This is a genomic window from Neotamlana sedimentorum (assembly GCF_000943565.1).
In the GTDB taxonomy this organism is placed as follows: domain Bacteria; phylum Bacteroidota; class Bacteroidia; order Flavobacteriales; family Flavobacteriaceae; genus Neotamlana; species Neotamlana sedimentorum.
The window spans coordinates 1-17,294 of the sequence record NZ_JTDW01000013.1; the positions used below are offsets into that span (position 1 = coordinate 1).

Genomic DNA, 17,294 nt, shown 5'->3' on the forward strand with positions numbered 1-17,294 from the left:
TGTAAGCAAGTATTTTAGTTTATTTTGAAAGAGCCGTATCAATGTTGTGTTGATATGGCTTTTTCGCTATAAAAGAAACAATATTTATAGTTTATGGTTAATTAGTTATAAGTAAAAATTTAAACTTTTAGCAAATTGCATATACTGTTATTTAACTATTATGAGAATTTTAAAAAATATAATTTGTATCGCTATTGTCTTACTTTCTTTTTTGTTTTCAAATGCGCAAAAAAACATTCAAATTGATGTAAACCAACAAGGAGTTACATTCGAGCATTACTGGAGTAAAGTGGTTGGAGCTGGTCGAGCGAACGAGGCACTTCGGGCAGGTTGGCTTGAGCAAATGCAACAAGTACAAGAAAATTGTGGTTTCCAATATGTTCGATTTCATGGTTTGTTTCACGACGATATGTTTCCGGTAATAATAGAAAAAGGAAAAACAGTTTATAACTGGCAATATATCGACGATGTTTTTGATAGACTATTAGATTTAAATGTAAAACCTTTTGTAGAACTAGCTTTTTTGCCTTCAAGTATGGCCGCAGAAGACTCTAAAACCGTATTCTGGTGGAAGGCTAAAGTGACTCCTAAAGAAGATACATTTGCACAATGGTTCGATTTAATTAAAGCATTTACCCAGCATTGCGTAGATCGTTATGGAATAGAAGAAGTATTAACTTGGTATTTCGAGGTTTGGAATGAGCCTAATTTATATCCGTTTTTTTGGCATGGAACAAAATCGCAGTACTTCGAAATGTATAAGCAATCGGCCTTGGCTGTAAAAAGTATTGATAGTCGCTTAAAAATTGGAGGTCCATCTACAAGTAATTTTGTTCCAGATGCTCGGTTTGATGGAGAAATTATAAATAATCATGTTTCTGAAGAAATTTTTAAAATTGAAGATATTAATGCATTAAAATGGCATGGCGTATGGATTGAAGACTTTTTAAAATACTGTAAAAAAGAAAATTTACCGGTCGATTTTGTTTCAACACATCCCTATCCAACCGATTATGCCTTTAATCCAGAAACAGGAAAAGGTCGTGGGTTAACACGTTACGTGCATTCTGTAAAAGAAGATTTAATATGGTTAAAAAATACCATTTCAAAAAGTGCCTATCCAAATGCCGAAATTCATTTAACCGAATGGAATACCAGCCCAAGCAGCCGCGATGCTATGCACGATCGTTTACCGGCTGCGGCTTATATTGTAAAGTCTAATTTAGATTGTATTGGACTTACAAATTCGTTAGCATTTTGGACTTTCACCGATATTTTTGAAGAAAAAGGTGGTGCTTCAAGCATTTTTCATGGGGGTTTCGGAATGATAAATTATCAGGGATTAGTAAAACCATCATACCACGCGTACAGAATGTTAAACCAATTGGGAAATCAACAATTGTACAAAAACGAGTATTTATTCATCAGTAAAAAATCCGACGATAAAAAAATTGTAGCACTGGCTTATAATTATCCTAAAGAATACGAAAATGCGGTGCCCTCTGGAACTAATAAACGAGAAAGCGGCACTTCAAAACAATTAAATTTCACATTAAAAAATTTAAAACCTGGCACCTTATTCGAATTAGAAATTTTAGATAAAGATCATGGAAATATTCATAATTTTTGGGAAGCCATGGGTAAACCAGAGCCACCAACAAGAGAACAAATTAAAATCATGAAAGCTTTTGCAAATACAATGAATAAAAAATTTGTAAAAGCCAATAGTAATGGCATGTTAAATATTAACCACGAAATAACACCTTGGAGTTTGGTGCTCATCAAACAAATTAACTAAACTAAATATCATGAAAAATTATAAATTGCCTGTAATAGCAGCATTGTTGACTATAACGTTTTTTACTGTTTTTGTTTCAGGTTGCCAAAATGATAAAGTTTTTACAATAAATGAATCTGAAGTGGAAGCATCTTTAATTTATAAAAATGATTTTGATGGTGATTTAAGTGATTGGCAGGTTGAACAAATGGAAGGTGGTGTTGTAGAATTAAATAACGGTAAATTAGAAATTAATGATGAAAAAGGTTGTACTGTTTGGTTAAAAGAAAAGTTTGAAGGTTCTATAATAATTGAGTATGATGTGGTAATAGTACAAGACGGAGGTGTAAACGATAGAGTATCTGACCTTAATTGTTTTTGGATGGCAACTGATCCAGAAAACCCATCAAATTTATTCGAAAATTCCAAAAGCAGAGGTGGTAAATTTTCAAATTACGATAGCTTACAATTGTATTACATGGGTGTTGGCGGTAACCATAATAAAACTACCAGATTTAGAAGGTATGTTGGCAATGGAGAACGACCTCTCTTGCCAGAACATGATTTAAGCGATTCTAAATATATGTTAGAACCCAATAAAACTTATCATATTAAAATTGTTGCTAACCATGGTGTAATTCAATATTATAGAAACGGAGAATTGTTTTCTGATTTTGAGGATGATGCACCATATACATCAGGCTATTTTGGTTTTAGAACCGTTAAAAACCATATGAAAGTTGATAACTTTAAGGTATACCAAATAAAATCTTAAACTGAAATTAATAATGAGGTATATCCGTAATTTTAAGCAGTTGGCACTTGTTTGTTGCGTAATTGTATTAAGTGCAATGAAGTCTGATACAAAATCTATTTACCATCAAGGTTGGATAGATTTTAATAAGAATAATAAAAAAGATGTTTTTGAAGATAGCAAAGCTCCCCTAGAAGCTCGTGTGCAAAACCTAATAGGTTTAATGAATGTTAACGAAAAAACATGCCAATTAGCAACACTTTATGGGTTTGCTCGTGTTTTAGAAGATGAGTTGCCTAATCCAAAATGGAAGCAAAGAGTTTGGAAAGATGGTATTGCCAATATCGACGAACATTTAAACACCATTTGGAATCAAGAAAAAACACATACAAAATACGCTTATCCATTTAGCACACATGCAGAAGCTATTAATAAAGTTCAAAAATGGTTTGTTGAAGAAACTAGGTTAGGTATTCCAGTCGATTTTACAAATGAAGCAATACATGGTTTGTGTCATGAAAAAGCAACGCCACTTCCTGCACCAATAGGTATTGGTAGCACTTGGAATAAAAATTTAGTAAAACAAGCGGGAGAAATGGTTGGGCGCGAAGCTAAAGCTTTAGGTTATACTAATGTTTATGCACCCATTTTAGATGTAGCGCGCGACCAACGTTGGGGGCGTGTATTAGAGAGCTACGGCGAATCACCTTTTCATGTTGCCGAAATGGGTAAAGCTATGACGCTTGGTATACAAGAACAAGGTGTTGCATCAACATTAAAACATTTTGCGGTGTATAGTATTCCAAAAGGAGCGCGTGATGGCGATGCTAGAACCGATCCGCATGTGGCACCTAGAGAAATGTTTCAACTTCATTTGTATCCTTTTAAACGAGTTATAAAAGAAGCAAACCCAATGGGAATTATGAGTAGTTATAACGACTACGATGGCGAGCCTATAACGGCAAGTCGCTATTTTTTAACCGAATTGCTTCGCGAAAAGTATGGTTTTAATGGTTATGTCGTTTCCGATAGTGAGGCTGTAGAGTATGTATATGAAAAACACCATGTTGCCGATAGTTATAAAGAAGCTGTAAGACAAGTTATTGAAGCTGGACTAAATGTAAGAACCACGTTTAGAACCCCAGAATCGTTTATCGAACCACTTCGAGAACTTATTGCAAATGGAGAACTTTCTATGCAAACCATAGATGCTCGTGTGGCCGATGTTTTAAGGATTAAATTTAAATTAGGATTATTTGATAATCCATATGTAGCAAATCCAAAAGAAGCCGATAAACTGGTGCATACCAAAGAAGCCGAATCGCTATCGAAGCAAATTAATAGAGAGTCTCTAGTGTTGCTTAAAAATGAAAATAATACACTGCCATTAAATCTTAATAAAATAAATAATATTTTGGTTACTGGGCCATTGGCAAACGAAGTGAGTTTTACTTACAGTCGTTATGGGCCAGCGTTTAACCCATCGGTTTCGGTGTTTAAAGGTGTTAAAAACTATGTTGGAAGTAAGGCAAACGTAGCCTACGAGAAAGGCTGTGATGTTGTTGATAAAGATTGGCCTGGAAGCGAAATAATCCCAACCCCGTTAACCGAACAAGAACAAGAAAGTATAAATGCTGCGGTTAAAAAAGCAGAACAATCCGATGTTATTATTGCTGTTGTTGGAGAAGACGACAAACGTGTAGGCGAAACCATGTCGAGAACCAGTTTGGGTTTACCAGGTCGCCAGCAGCAATTAGTGCAAGCATTGTATGCAACAGGTAAGCCTGTAATATTGGTTTTAATAAATGGGCAACCGCTAACAATAAATTGGGAGAATAAATATTTACCAGCTATTTTAGAAGCGTGGTTTCCTAGCACTGCGGCAGGCGAGGTGGTTGCCGAAACCTTATTTGGAGATTATAATCCGGGAGGTAAATTGTCGGTAACCTTTCCTAAAACGGTAGGGCAAATTCCATTAAATTTTCCGTTTAAGCCAGGGTCTCAAGCGGGACAACCTGGTAAAGGGCCAAATGGCTACGGAAATACACGTGTACTTGGGCCATTATTTCCTTTTGGTTACGGGTTAAGTTATACTACTTTTAGTTATACCAATTTAAAGTTGTCTGCTTTAAAAATAAAATCGCAAGCCAATTTAAAAGTTTCTGTTAAAGTTAAAAATACGGGGAAATTAGCAGGAGACGAGGTTGTACAATTGTATTTAAAGGATAAGGTGAGTAGTGTAACCACCTACGAGTCGGTTTTAAGAGGATTTGAGCGCATTCATTTAAAACCAAATGAAGAAAAAATTGTGGAATTCACCCTAATACCAGACGATTTAGCAATATTAGATAAAAACATGAATTGGACGGTTGAGCCTGGTATGTTTAAAATAATGGTTGGCAGCTCGTCGGTCGATATCAGGCTAGAATCAGATTTTGAGGTATATTAGTTTTATTAATCAATAAGTATTACATTTCGAGAAAACCTAATTTAGAAACAGGCTCTTTAAACTTATGAAATTACATTTTCTTGATAGAAGTAGTTTAAACAATAGCTCATTTAGTGCTAGAGTTAACGAGTATCCAAATTTTTTAAAAGTTTGGCATTATCATCCAGAAATGGAGCTTGTTGTAATTTTAAAAAGTCAAGGTACTTGTTTTGTTGGCGATAGTATTGAAAAGTTTAAGCCAAAAGATATTGTTTTAATTGGGAAAAACTTGCCGCACATGTGGCAAAACGACCCAGAATATTTCAATGAAGATTCTCAATTAAAAGCTAAAGCTGTTTCGGTTCATTTTAAAAAAGATTTTTTAGGAAGTTATTTTTTTGAAACACCAGAAATGATTCATCTTTTAGAATTGTTTGAACGTGCCAAATTCGGACTTAAATTTTTAAATGTAAGCAACCGTTTAATTAACGAAATTACAAAACTACCAGAGTTAGATGGTTTTAATAAAACCATAGCATTTTTAAATGTTTTAAATCAGCTTGCAAAATATAAGGACACGCAAAAGTTAACTAGCTATGGTTTTGTAAATGCATTTAAATTAACAAAAAGTATTGTTCAAGATAAAGTACAAGCCTATATTTTTAATAACTTTAATAAAGATATAAGTTTAGAAGAAGCTGCTAAAATAGCAAATATGAATGCTTCGGCATTTAGCCGATATTTTAAACGTGTAAATAGGAAAACATTTTCTAAATACGTTACCGAAATTAGGGTAGGTTACGCTTGTAAATTATTAATTGAAAGCAAATTTAATATTGCTGCCGTTTGTTTTGAGTCTGGTTTTAAGAATATCTCAAATTTTAACAGGCAATTTAAAGTTATTATGAATTGTACACCCTCAGAATTTTTAAAAAACTATAAATCTGAAGCTTCTCAAGAGGAAAATAATTAAGCTATTGGTGATTTTTTACAGGGTATTTTTGCACTAATTGCAATAAAAACTTCATAACAGCAAAAAAAATACCAGTATCTGTCAAATATAAATTAGACTAAATCTTTATTTGGTAGTAATATTGCTTTAATAAACCAACGACTAATGAGTACAACGAATACGGTATTAAAAATACATCCAAAAGACAACGTTATTGTAGCCCTTCGAGATCTTGAAAAAGGCACAAAAGTGGTCCTAAATTCTGAAGAATATACGCTTAGCGATACAATTTCAGCAAAACATAAATTTGCAACACAAGCTTTTAAAAAAGGTGATGCTATTTATATGTATGGTGTTTTGGTTGGGCGTGCTAAAAAAGATATCGCTCAAGGCGGATTAATTAGTACTACTAATTTAGAACACGATACCGAAACTTATGCGGCCAATAACGAAAAAAATAAAATCGAGTGGGAACAACCCGATGTTTCAAAATTTATAACTAAAACATTTAATGGGTATCACCGTGCCGATGGCAAAGTAGGTACCGAGAATAATTGGCTAATTATACCCTTAGTATTTTGCCAAAATAGAAATGTTGAGGTTTTAAAACACGCCCTTTTAGAAAAATTAGGATTTAGCAAAGAGCAACATTTAAAACTAGATGTTGATGCTTTAATTGCAGATTATAAAAGCGGCGCTTCAACCGAAGCTATTTTAAATAAAGATATTTTAAAATCGTCTCAACATAAAGAGAAGAATTCTTTATTTCCTAATGTAGATGGTATTCATTTCTTAACGCACGAAGGTGGCTGCGGTGGTGCAACTTCAGATTCTGTGGCACTTTGTCACTTATTAGCAGGTTATATAAACAACCCCAATGTTGCAGGAGCAACCATTTTAAGTTTAGGTTGCCAACATGCACAGGCTAGTATTCTTCAAGATGCTTTAAATAAAATGTCGCCCGAGCATAAAAAACCTATTTATGTTTTAGAGCAGCAACATATAGCTTCAGAAGAAGTGCTTTTAGCCGAAGCAGTTAAAAAAACATTTGTTGGTTTAATTGAAGCTAATAAGAATGAACGTAAACCAGCGCCGTTAAGTAAATTGGTAATAGGTTTAGAGTGTGGTGGTTCCGATGGTTTTTCGGGTATTTCTGCAAATCCAACCTTAGGTTATGTTTCCGATTTAATCGTAGCCCTTGGTGGGGCTAGTGTATTGTCTGAATTTCCAGAATTAAACGGGGTTGAGCAAGAAATGATTAATAGATGTACAAAGGTTGAAAACGCTAAAAAGTTTTCAAAAATAATGTCTACTTACAATGCTAAGGCCGATGCTTTAGGGGCAGGTTTTTATGCAAACCCTTCACCAGGAAATATAAAAGATGGTTTAATTACCGATGCCATAAAATCTGCTGGAGCTGCAAAAAAAGGAGGAAGTTCTCCAGTTGAAGATGTTTTAGATTACACAGAACAAGTTACAAAACCAGGCTTAAATTTATTATGTACACCAGGAAACGATGTAGAGTCTACTACTGGTTTAGCAGGTTCCGGATGTAACATTATTTTATTTACAACAGGTTTAGGTACGCCAACAGGTAACCCAATTACGCCAGTGGTAAAGGTATCTACCAACACAAAACTATACAATAAAATGCCTGATATTATCGATTTTAATGCGGGTACAATAATAGAAGGAACAACCTCTATTGAAGAAGCTGGCGAGCAGTTGCTAGACTTTGTAATCGAGGTGGCTAGCGGTAAATTAACTAAAGCTAAGCAATTACGTCAAGACGATTTCATTCCATGGAAACGCGGAATGTCCTTATAAAATATTAATCCAACTAATATCACATGTCAAAATTCAGTTTAAAAAATAAAGTAGCCTTGGTTACTGGTGGTGGTAGCGGTATTGGTAAAGCCATATCGTTAACCTTTGCACAGCAAGGCGCTACAGTACATATCTTAGATTTTAATTTAGAAGCCGCCGAAGAAACGGTAAAAGAAATTGAAGCCACAAATGGTAACGCAGCGGCCCACAAATGCGATGTTGCTAGCAAAGCCAACGTAGATAGTATTGTAGAAACCATTACTAAAAACGGAAACATCGATATTTTAATAAACAATGCGGGTATTGCCCACGTTGGTAATATTGAAGCTTGCGAAGAAGAAGATCTAGACAGGTTATACAACGTAAACATTAAAGGGGTTTACAACTGTATCAAATCGTGTTTACCGGCCTTAAAAAAATCAGGTAATGGCGTTATCTTAAATTTAGCATCTATTGCATCAACGGTTGGTATTAACGATCGTTTTGCATATTCTATGACTAAAGGCGCGGTGTTAACCATTACCTATTCCGTAGCTAAAGATTATTTAAAGGATGGTATTCGTTGTAATTGTATAGCTCCAGGTCGTGTACACACGCCATTTGTAGATGGATTTATAAAGAAAAATTATCCAGGAAAAGAAGACGAAATGTTTGCGAAATTATCGCAAACACAACCTATTGGAAGAATGGGAAAACCACAAGAAATGGCCGATTTAGTATTGTTTTTATGTTCGGACGAAGCCGGATTTATAACAGGATCTAACTATGCTATCGATGGCGGATTTGTTACTTTAAACGGGAATTAAAAAACACTCAAAAAAATATTTTAAAATGAAATTAATAAGATTTGGAGCCGAAGGCGAAGAAAAGCCAGGGGTTCAGTTAGCCAACGGAACAAAAATAGATGTGTCTGCTTTTGGACAAGATTACGATGAAGATTTTTTTGGAAACGGCGGTATCGAAAAACTAGCCACATGGTTAGAAGCGAACCAAGCTAGTTGCCCAGAGGTTGATGATAGCGTACGTTTAGGTGTGCCATTAACCAGACCATCAAAAATAGTATGTGTAGGTTTAAACTACGCACAACACGCCGCCGAGGCTGGTATGGAAATTCCAAAAGAACCTGTGTTATTCTTTAAATCTACAACAGCATTAGTAGGGCCAAACGACGATGTTATCATCCCAAAAAACAGCGAAAAAAGCGATTGGGAAGTAGAGTTAGCTATTGTAATTGGTAAAAAAGCATCTTATGTTGAAGAAGCAGATGCATTCGATCATATAGCCGGATACGTTTTACACAACGATGTTAGTGAGCGTGCTTTTCAAATAGAAAAATCAGGACAATGGTGTAAAGGAAAAGGTTGCGACACCTTCGCACCAGTAGGGCCATTTATTGCTACAACCGACGAAATAGAAGATCCGAATAACTTAAACTTATGGTTAAAGTTAAATGGCGAAGTAATGCAAAATAGCACAACTTCAGATTTTATTTTTAACGTACAACATGTGGTTAGCCATATTAGCCAATTCATGACGCTTTTACCTGGAGATATTATTTCTACAGGAACGCCATTTGGTGTTGGTTTAGGTTTAAACCCACCAATGTATTTAAAAGAAGGAGATGTTATGGAGTTAGGTATTGAAGGCTTAGGAGTTTCAAAACAAAACGTAAAAGCATACAAATAATGCGTATTGATGCACATCAACATTTTTGGATTTTCAATCCAGTTAGAGATAGCTGGATTGACGATTCTATGTTGGTTATTAGAAAGGATTTTTTACCAAAGGATTTAAAGCCCATTTTAAAAGCCAATAATATTGATGGTTGCATTGCCGTTCAAGCAGATCAATCTGAAAAGGAAACTAATTTTTTATTAGAATGTGCTTTAAATAATCCTTTTATAAAAGGTGTTGTTGGTTGGGTAGATTTGTGTAACGAAAACGTGGAAGAAAGATTAAAGCATTTTACGCAAAACAAATTATTTAAAGGTGTTAGGCATATTGTACAGGCTGAAACAGAAGATTTTGTTTTACGAAACGATTTTCTAAACGGAATTAGTAAATTAAGTAAATATAACTTAGTTTACGATATTTTGGTTTTTCCAAATCAATTAGAAAATGTAATAAAAATGGTAGCTAAGTTTCCAGAGCAAGAATTTGTTCTAGATCATATAGCGAAGCCAAAAATTTCAGAAGGATTAATAGCAAATACCAACTGGAAAACTAATATTAAGCGTTTAGCATCGTATAAAAATGTATCTTGTAAAGTGTCGGGAATGATTACCGAAACACAAGATTTTAAGTGGGAAGAAAAAGATTTTTACGAATTTTTAAATGTAGTTGTTGAAGCTTTTGGCACAGACAGATTACTTTTTGGTTCTGATTGGCCAGTGTGTTTATTGGCAGGAGAATACCAAGATGTGCTTCAAATTATAGAACAATATTTTAGTGCATTCTCAAAAGAAGATGTTAGTAAAATTATGGGAGATAATGCAGTTAGAATATATAAGCTAAACAACTAATCAACAAACTAAATTAATGGATTTACAACTAAAAGATAAAGTAATTATAGTAACTGGTGGCTCTAAAGGAGTTGGCTTAGGTATTGTAGAATCTTTAATTAGAGAGGAAGCTATACCTGTTATAATTACAAGAAATAAAGCTAGTGTAGATGAGGTTATTAAAAACTTTAAAGTACAAGGCGCAGAAGTTTTTTATGCAATTGCAGAACTAACAGATCCAGAACAATGTAAAAATGCCGTGCAATCTACTATCGATAGGTACGGCCGTATTGATGGACTTGTAAATAACGCTGGAGTTAATGATGGTGTTGGACTAGAAAATGGTGATGCCGAAAGTTTTATAGAATCATTAAAACGCAATCTTGTACATTATTTTTTAATGGCCAAATATGCCTTGCCAGAACTTAAAAAGAGCAAAGGTGCTATTGTAAATGTAGGCTCTAAAACCGCCGATACTGGGCAGGGAGGAACCTCAGGCTATGCCTCTGCAAACGGTGGGCGCAACGCTTTAACCAGAGAATGGGCTATAGAATTACTACCGTATAGTGTTCGTGTAAATGCATTAATTGTAGCAGAGTGTTATACGCCATTATACGAAAGATGGTTAAACACTTTCCCTAATAAAGAAGAGAAATTGGCTGCTATTACTAAAAATATTCCGTTAGAAAATAGAATGACAACTCCTGAGGAATTAGGAGACACTGTAGCTTTTTTGTTATCTCCAAAATCGAGCCATACCACGGGTCAACTGGTATATGTAGATGGTGGTTACACCCATTTAGATAGAGCGTTAAACAACTAATTATAAACATAAATAATTAATTTCTTTAAATGAGTCATAGAAGCTTTTTATACTTTTTAAAAAAAAGATCTTTTTAAAAATTATAAAGTATATAGGAAATTAATAATAGCTATCCATAACATTATGAAACCTAGTTTTAATACAAAATATCCTTCCATTTACGACTTAAAAGCTAAAGCAAAAAAAAGAATGCCAAAATTTGCATTCGAATATTTAGATGGTGGTTGTAACGAAGATGTAAACTTACATAGAAATACGGCAGAGTTACGAGAAGTACAATTATTGCCAAATTACTTAAGAAATTACGAAGGCTCGAATTTAAAAACCGAGTTGTTCGGTATTGAATATGATGCGCCTTTTGGAATTGCTCCGGTTGGTTTGCAAGGATTAATGTGGCCTAATTCGCCAGAAATTTTGGCTAAAGCAGCCTTTAATCATAACATCCCATTTTGTTTAAGTACAGTAACCACTAGTAGTATTGAGCGTATTAGCGAAATTACAGAAGGTAAGGCATGGTTTCAATTATATCATCCAGCTAAAACAGAACTTAGAGATGATATCCTTAAGCGTGCTGAAGCTGCCGAATGTCCGGTTTTAGTTGTTTTGTGTGATGTGCCAACCTTTGGTTTTAGACCAAGAGATATTCGAAATGGTTTGGCTATGCCACCAAAAATGACGCTTAAAAATATTATTCAAGTTTTAGGAAAACCTGCCTGGGCTTTAAATACATTAAAGTACGGACAGCCAAATTTTGAAACTTTAAAACCATATATGCCTAAAGGTTTAGATTTAAAACAGCTAGGTAAATTTATGGATGAAACTTTTTCTGGAAGATTAAATGAAGAACGCATTAAGCCAATTCGCGATATGTGGAAAGGAAAGTTGGTTTTAAAAGGTGTTGCATCTATGGAAGATGCCGAAGCTGCTATCCGCTTAGGTTTCGATGGTATTATTGTCTCTAATCACGGTGGTCGTCAATTAGACGCTGGTGAATCAACAATAAAGCCTTTAGAAAGAATTGTAGAAAAATATGGCGACCAAATAACTATTATGATGGATAGTGGTATTCGTACTGGTCCAGATATTGCCAGAACTATGGCTAGTGGAGCTAAATTTACCTTTATGGGTAGAAGTTTTATGTACGGTGTTGGTGCTTTAGGTAAACAAGGTGGCGATCATACTATTGGATTGCTTAAAACCGAATTGCAACAAATTTTAGAGCAATTATGTTGTAAACAAGTATCCGATTTGCCGAATCATTTAATAAAATAATATTTATTCTTTATATAAGATCTAAAAAGCTTTGTTGTTCATTTATGTGAAAGTTTTATATTTTTACTAAATGAACAACAACTTTATAAACGAGTTTTTTGGTATTGGTATTTTAAATGGTAAAACCCCAGAAAACTTAGGTGTTTTGTGGCGTTCGGCTCAAAATATGGGCGCTAGTTTTATTTTTACAATTGGCAATCGATACGCTAAACAGGCTTGCGATACCCATAACGCTGTAAAATCGATGCCCTATTTTCATTATGATAATTTCGAAGAATTTTTTAATAACTTACCCAAAGGCGCAAGAATTGTTGGTGTCGAGCTTCACGAAAAATCGCAAGATCTAGAGTCTTTTCAGCATCCAAGACGCTGTGTATATTTGTTAGGAGCAGAAGACCATGGTTTAACCAATGAAGCTATCGAGAAATCGCATTTTCTGGTAAAATTCAAATCAACCTTAAGTTTAAATGTTTCGGTAGCTGGAAGTATTGTAATGTACGATAGACAGCTTGATAAGGCTAGGAGTTAGTTGTTAAAGTGCTGTATTTTGTTAAAATGTTATAAATCAAATTACCCAAGTAAAGCAATCCTTATATTTGTTTAAATAAGTAATTATAAAACCTATCCAGTGAACATTAAAAAATCTATTCTTCTTCCTATATTATTAGTTCTTTCTATATTTTTATCTAATTGTAAAAACCCGAAGCAATCTCAAATTAACCAAGAAGAAATTGTAAAAGATTTAGCTCCAACTGCACCAGAAGGTATGATTTGGGTAAACGGAAAAACGTTTACACAAGGAGCTAAACCAGGTGACCAATATGCTATGCCAAGGGAAAAACCAGGGCATTTAGTTAAAGTTGATGGTTTTTTTATAGATGTTACAGAAGTTACCAATAAGCAGTTTAAGAAATTTGTTGATGAAACTGGTTACGTAACCGTTGCAGAACGTCCTATTAATTGGAATGAAATGAAAGCGAGCTTACCTCCAGGAACACCAAAGCCTCATGATTCTGTGCTACAACCAGGAAGCTTAATTTTTAATAAAAATGTGAGCCAGGTCGCAACTATGGATAACTACACTCAATGGTGGACTTGGAAAATAGGAGCTAATTGGCAACATCCTGAAGGGCCAGAAAGTACCATTGAAGGTAAGGATAACTATCCAGTAGTGCATATAGCATATCAAGATGCTATAGCATATTGTAAATGGGCTAACAGGCGTTTACCAACAGAAGCAGAATGGGAAGCGGCCGCCCAAGGTACCTTAAAAGATAATATTTATACTTGGGGTAATAATTCAGAATTACTAACTCAAAAAGCAAATACTTGGCAGGGAATTTTTCCAACTAAGAACGAATCTCAAGATGGTTTTGAACTTATTGCTCCTGTAAAATCTTATGAGCCTAATAGTATTGGTTTGTACGATATGATGGGGAATGTTTGGGAGTTAACAAGCGATTTGTTTAATGTAAATTACTATCAACAAATTAATATAAATAAGACATTAATTAATCCTACAGGAGCGAAAAACAGTTACAGTCCTAGTAATCCTTATCAGGAAGAGCACGTTATTAAAGGCGGTTCTTTTTTATGTCATGCTTCATATTGCGCAAGTTTTAGAATTTCGGCCAGAATGGGTTCAAGTACTGATTCTGGATCAGACCATTCTGGGTTCAGAACTGTAGTTACTACAGAGATGCTTAAAAAATAATAGCTTATTTTATATAATAGCTTTCATTATTATTAGATTTTAAATTTAGGGAATTTGGTAGCTAGGATAACTCGAAAATATGGGTTAAAAACTTCTATAAATATATGTTATTTTAAAAGCTAAGTTTTACATTAAATGTATCTGCATGTATTAATTTATTGAATTATTTAATCATTTTATTATTTTCTTTAAAGCCATTCATCTATCCCGTTTTACCATTCGTCTACACATATTTATATATTAACGAAGTATCAAAAAAAGTCTAGGGTTTAGTTATATTTTTATCCCAAAATCACGAAAAAAACGTACCATGATGTCTAAAGTTCTAAATGTTTTATTAATAGAAGACGATGTTATTGAAGTTATGAAGTTAAACAGAGCAATTGCATCACTTCAGCTAAAACATAATATCATAGAAGCAAATAATGGAGAAGAAGCCTTAGATGTTTTACAAAATAAAGGTGAATTACCCGATATAATTTTATTAGATTTAAACATGCCTAAATTAAATGGGATTGAATTTTTAGGTATTTTAAAAAACGACGATGTTTTAAAATACATCCCAACTATAATTTTAACTACATCAAGTAACCAGCGTGATTTATTAGAGTGTTATAAAATTGGGATAGCTGGTTATGTTTTAAAACCGTTAAAATATGAAGAATACATAACTAAAATAGAAAATATTTTAGCATATTGGAGTATTAATGAGTTAAAACAGATATAATGAAAGGTATTGTTTTCACAGAATTTTTAGATTTAGTAGAAGATAAATTTGGAATTGAAATGGTTGATACAATTATTAACAGTTCTAATTTAAAATCTGAAGGTGTTTACACATCTGTAGGAACATACGAGTTTTCCGAGATGTTACAATTATTAACACATTTAAGTGAAAACACAAACATTTCAATTGATGATTTATTACAAGTTTACGCCGAACATTTCTTTAGTGTAATTAAACGAAGCTATTCAGGAGTGTTAGAGATGTATTCCGATCCTATTGAAATGTTAGCTTCAATTGAAAATCATATTCATGTTGAAGTAAGAAAAATATATCCAGATGCCGAATTGCCTACGTTTCAAGTTTTAGAAAAAACACCAAAAAGATTAGTTTTAATTTACAAATCTAGTAGGTCAATGCATGCCTTTGGCTTGGGGCTAATGAACAAAACTTTCGAGCATTTTAATGAAAGCGCTACAATAGAGTTTGAAAAACTTAATGATGTCGCTACCGAAGTAAAGTTCATTATCAATAAGAACTAAATGAGTCAAGATAAAATTGACATACTGCAACGCGCACTTAAACGGGAAAAAGCGGCTAGAAAACAAGCCGAATCTATTTTAGAGCAAAAGTCGGCAGAATTATACGAATCTAATCAAAAATTAGAAGCAGCATATTCTGATTTAGAATCTACCTATTCTCAAACAGATTCGCAACTACAAGGCGTTTTTGAACATATTGTAGATGCTTACGTAGTGGCCGATGTTGAAGGAAATATTCTAAAAATGAATGCGTCAGCAGTTTCACTTTTAGGCTTAAAAAGTATAAAAGATGACTGTAATTTAATGGAACTAGTGCGTCCTGACCAATACCAAGATGTTTTTAATGCTTTTAATTTGGTTTATAAAGAAGGTGGTTCTGTAAGTAATTTGGTTGTGAATATTACTACTAAAGATCAACGAGATTTAATTGTTCAAATTAATGCTAGTGTTATTTATGATAACGGCCTACCCATTGCTTCTCATGGTATTGTTCGAGATATTACGCAAGCAAAATATGAAAAAGAAAAATTAATAAAATCCGAAGAACGTTTAGCTACATTAATTCAAAACCTTGAAGAAGGTATACTTCTTGAAGATGAAAATCGAAAAATAATTCTTGTAAATAATAAATTTTGTGAGTTTTTTGGTTTACAAGTACCTAACGAATTAATTGGGAAAGATTGCAAAACGGTTATAGAACAAATAAAACTGAGTTTTAAAGATTCTAAAAAGTTTATTGATGATATAAATATCGCATTTAATGAAAAAAAGCCAGTTTTAAATGAAGATTTGGAAACCGTAGATGGTCGAATTTTCGAACGAGATTATATTCCTATTTTTAGAGATGGTATTTACAAAGGTCACTTGTGGAAGTATAACGATTTTACTATTAGAAGACAATATAGAAAAAGTTTAGAAGTAGAACGATATAAATATTCTAGTATTATTTCTAACATGAATTTAGGATTAATAGAAATTGACTTAAACGACAATATACTTATGGCCAATAAAAGCTTCTCTGAAATAACAGGGTATTTAGAGGAAGAGTTAATAGGTAAGAGAGGTATAGATTTAATGACTTTTGGTGAAAACAGAGAGCTAATAGAAGAAAAGGTAGCAGAAAGAAAAAAAGGAAAAATAGATTCTTACGAGGTACCAATAAAACGAAAAGATGGAGAAGTAAGATATTTATTAGTAAGCGGCGCGCCAAACTATAACTTACAGGGAGAAACAATTGGCTCTATAGGCGTTATTTTTGATATAACTGAAATTAAAAACCTTAAGTTTCAAAAAGAAAAATTATTAAAAAAGTTAGAAAAAAGCAACGATGAACTTTATGAATATGCCCATGTTGTTTCGCACGATTTAAAATCGCCTTTACGCAGCATAAATGCTTTAGTTAGTTGGCTAAAGGAAGATAATAAAGATAATTTAGATGCGGTTAGCCTACAAAATATAGCTCATATTGAAACCACTCTCGAAAAAATGGAACAATTAATTACCGATGTTTTAGAGTATTCAAGCATTGGTTCGGATGATGGAGAAAAAGAAGAAGTAAATCTAAATATTTTAGTAAATGATTTAATTGGTATTTTACACAAACCAAGTCATATAAATATAAAAGTATTAAATACCTTACCATGCATTAACGGCAACCGCATTAAGTTACAACAGTTGTTTCAAAATTTAATGAGTAATGCGATAAAATTTATTGATAAAGAAAATGGGCTAGTAGAAATTGATGTGAAAGCACAAGACGATTATTACCAGTTTTCTGTAAAAGATAATGGTATTGGCATCGATAAAAAATTCCATGATAAAATATTTAAAATTTTTCTATCCCTGAATAAACGGAAAGACTCAACAGGAATAGGGCTTTCTATCGTTAAAAAAATTGTTGAGATGCATGAAGGTGAAATTTGGTTGGATAGTGAGCCAACAAAAGGGACCACCTTTTATTTTACACTAAAAAAATTATAG

General features: G+C 33.4%; 15 protein-coding genes. All 15 read left to right on the plus strand.

Annotated elements, in window-relative coordinates; all coding sequences use genetic code 11:
• Nucleotides 1–160 precede the first annotated feature (160 nt).
• Entirely contained in the window at nucleotides 161–1,798 is a 1,638-nt protein-coding gene (locus PW52_RS13710) for a GH39 family glycosyl hydrolase (protein WP_082050919.1), read from the plus strand.
• A 10-nt stretch (nucleotides 1,799–1,808) separates the two neighbouring features.
• Entirely contained in the window at nucleotides 1,809–2,552 is a 744-nt protein-coding gene (locus PW52_RS13715; protein WP_052823512.1) for a DUF6250 domain-containing protein, read from the plus strand.
• A 76-nt stretch (nucleotides 2,553–2,628) separates the two neighbouring features.
• Nucleotides 2,629–4,980: a glycoside hydrolase family 3 N-terminal domain-containing protein gene (locus PW52_RS13720; RefSeq protein WP_205618141.1), complete on the plus strand. Its 2,352-nt coding sequence runs from the start codon at nucleotides 2,629–2,631 to the stop codon at nucleotides 4,978–4,980.
• A gap of 64 nt (nucleotides 4,981–5,044) precedes the next feature.
• A complete protein-coding gene (locus PW52_RS13725) occupies nucleotides 5,045–5,932 on the plus strand; it encodes an AraC family transcriptional regulator (protein WP_044633546.1) in 888 nt (295 codons plus the stop codon).
• A gap of 144 nt (nucleotides 5,933–6,076) precedes the next feature.
• Entirely contained in the window at nucleotides 6,077–7,738 is a 1,662-nt protein-coding gene (locus tag PW52_RS13730) for a UxaA family hydrolase (RefSeq protein ID WP_044633547.1), read from the plus strand.
• A gap of 23 nt (nucleotides 7,739–7,761) precedes the next feature.
• Entirely contained in the window at nucleotides 7,762–8,544 is a 783-nt protein-coding gene (locus tag PW52_RS13735) for an SDR family NAD(P)-dependent oxidoreductase (RefSeq protein WP_044633548.1), read from the plus strand.
• Between the two features lie 25 nt (nucleotides 8,545–8,569).
• The gene (locus PW52_RS13740; RefSeq protein ID WP_044633549.1) at nucleotides 8,570–9,424 is read left to right on the plus strand and encodes a fumarylacetoacetate hydrolase family protein; all 855 of its coding nucleotides are present in this window, start codon (nucleotides 8,570–8,572) and stop codon (nucleotides 9,422–9,424) included.
• A complete protein-coding gene (locus PW52_RS13745; protein ID WP_044633550.1) occupies nucleotides 9,424–10,260 on the plus strand; it encodes an amidohydrolase family protein in 837 nt (278 codons plus the stop codon). The genes PW52_RS13740 and PW52_RS13745 overlap by 1 nt, the downstream gene beginning before the upstream one ends.
• A gap of 16 nt (nucleotides 10,261–10,276) precedes the next feature.
• A complete protein-coding gene (locus tag PW52_RS13750) occupies nucleotides 10,277–11,062 on the plus strand; it encodes an SDR family oxidoreductase (protein ID WP_044633551.1) in 786 nt (261 codons plus the stop codon).
• 123 nt (nucleotides 11,063–11,185) lie between these two features.
• On the plus strand, nucleotides 11,186–12,334 hold the full coding sequence (locus tag PW52_RS13755) for an alpha-hydroxy acid oxidase (protein WP_044633552.1): 1,149 nt from the start codon (nucleotides 11,186–11,188) through the stop codon (nucleotides 12,332–12,334).
• Nucleotides 12,335–12,404: 70 nt separating this feature from the next.
• Nucleotides 12,405–12,863 (plus strand): RNA methyltransferase, encoded by a 459-nt coding sequence (locus tag PW52_RS13760; protein ID WP_044633553.1) that lies wholly within the window; start codon nucleotides 12,405–12,407, stop codon nucleotides 12,861–12,863.
• 99 nt (nucleotides 12,864–12,962) lie between these two features.
• Nucleotides 12,963–14,048, plus strand: a complete 1,086-nt coding sequence (locus PW52_RS13765; RefSeq protein ID WP_082050920.1) for a formylglycine-generating enzyme family protein — start codon at nucleotides 12,963–12,965, stop codon at nucleotides 14,046–14,048.
• Nucleotides 14,049–14,361: 313 nt separating this feature from the next.
• A complete protein-coding gene (locus tag PW52_RS13770) occupies nucleotides 14,362–14,775 on the plus strand; it encodes a response regulator (protein WP_044633554.1) in 414 nt (137 codons plus the stop codon).
• Entirely contained in the window at nucleotides 14,775–15,314 is a 540-nt protein-coding gene (locus tag PW52_RS13775; RefSeq protein ID WP_044633555.1) for a heme NO-binding domain-containing protein, read from the plus strand. The genes PW52_RS13770 and PW52_RS13775 overlap by 1 nt, the downstream gene beginning before the upstream one ends.
• Nucleotides 15,315–17,294 carry a PAS domain S-box protein gene (locus PW52_RS13780; protein WP_044633556.1) on the plus strand — a complete coding sequence of 660 codons (1,980 nt, stop codon included), beginning with the start codon at nucleotides 15,315–15,317 and terminating at the stop codon, nucleotides 17,292–17,294.